The sequence below is a fragment of the Pseudomonas sp. P5_B2 genome, from assembly GCF_056400445.1.
In genome coordinates, this window is the sequence record NZ_JBFULH010000793.1 from 1 (window position 1) to 1,643 (window position 1,643).

The 1,643-nt window shown below is 55.5% G+C and carries 2 protein-coding genes and 1 pseudogene; all 3 read right to left on the minus strand.

The features are described from left to right. Window positions 1-651: 651 nt before the first annotated feature. Window positions 652-938, minus strand: a pseudogene (locus AC1DRJ_RS26840) (sel1 repeat family protein); the annotation flags it as partial. Window positions 939-1,005: 67 nt separating this feature from the next. After that, window positions 1,006-1,329: a hypothetical protein gene (locus tag AC1DRJ_RS26845; protein WP_477804816.1), complete on the minus strand. Its 324-nt coding sequence runs from the start codon at window positions 1,327-1,329 to the stop codon at window positions 1,006-1,008. Window positions 1,330-1,421: 92 nt separating this feature from the next. After that, the coding region (locus tag AC1DRJ_RS26850) for a hypothetical protein (protein WP_477804817.1) at window positions 1,422-1,643 on the minus strand (222 nt) is incomplete at its 5' end.

Genomic DNA, 1,643 nt, shown 5'->3' on the forward strand with positions numbered 1-1,643 from the left:
ATAGTTGGCGGCGTCATACAATACATCGAGCGGCGCGTGGGTATCGACGAACAGCGTGGGCATGTCGGTACAGTTGCTGGTGAGGGCCATGAAGCGGCTCTTGGGATGGGAAACAGGCTTTACTTAGGGTGGATCAGGATGAAGTGTTGGCATTTGAGACCTTCCGATGAAAATAGGAGCTGCCAAAAGCCTTCCTACAGGCTGGGTGGCAGCTATACGCGGGGTAGGAATACCGAGCATCGGAGACTCGACCACGCCGAAGCGTGCCCGCGCACAGCCGCCGCAACAGATCTTACGGACGCAAATTGACGGCCGCAAACCACGTTTCGACGCTTACGCATTACCGATGCTGATATAGGGTTCCTACACCCCACCACTGAATTTTCAGTGACCATCAAAGGCTATCGGGTGAACTCGTATCGCACCAGTTCATGCAATTCGCTACAACTTGAATGAAATCTCCGATGGGTTTGGCCTTCATTAAACGCGGATGACTTTGAGGGTGATCAATCAGGAAATAAATCAGGGAAATACGATATTGGTGTAGGGCAGTTCTCTAAATACAGCGACATTTATAAACAAACTATCAGAAACGCAAACGTGGCGTGAGGTTTCCCTCACGCCACGTTTGTACTTCAGACACCGGCAGTGTTACTGGGAATCACCACGAGCCGCCAACTCTTTCAGCTTGAGCTTAGCCAACGGATGCCCGGCCTTCGCGGCCATGCCCCTCCAGTGAGCGCCTTCAGCCGGATCCGGCACCTTGCTAGGCTTTCCTGCCAGACTGATTACCCCCAACTGATACGCCGCTTGCCATCGCCCGCCAGCGCCGCCAGGCGCAGCAAACGCACGCCCTCTTTGATCGTTCCCACGCTCCGCGTGGGAATGCCTCCAGGGACGCTCCGCGTTCCAGCCACACCGCCAGTGTTGAGCCGGGCACCATGTGACGCAGAGCGTCACGGGCTTCATTCCCACGCGGAGCGTGGGAACGATCTTTCAGCGGCGTTATTCCGAAGGCCGTGCCCGTAACCGCCGCCCAATCACGTCCAGCACATCACAGCCATCGCGTAATGGAATGGCGCACAGCAACGCAAAATCACTAAGAATGAACGACTCACACTCGACCGAACCRCGCATCGACATGTTYTCAAGCACCTGMGTGACGGYGCGAATTCRATAGTTGGCGGCGTCATACAAWAYATCGAGCGGCGCGTGGGTATCGACGAAYAGCGTGGGCATGTCGGTRCAGTTGCTGGTGAGGGCCATGWAGCGGTTTTTSGGRTGGGGRATTGGTTTTTCGTAGGGKGGATCGGGGTGAAGGGTATTCATCAATTTGAGTCCTAACGTATGGATTGAAGCCGCCAGAAATCACTTCCACGCGAATAGGTGGCGGCTGTACGCAGGTGTGGAAGACCGGGACGTTAGGCACCCGGCGCACTCGAAAGCGCCCCGCGCACAGCCACCATAAAACACAGACGATAAAACGCGCCGAACTGGTGGCGCTTGATGCGCCTAACGATAGATGGGCTTCCACACCCTGTCACTGAATTTGCAGTAACAGGTGAAAGACTATCGATGAGATCCGGGCTGCGCCAGTTCATGGAAGCCGCTAGGAGTTGAAGGAAATTTCCGATGACCTTGCC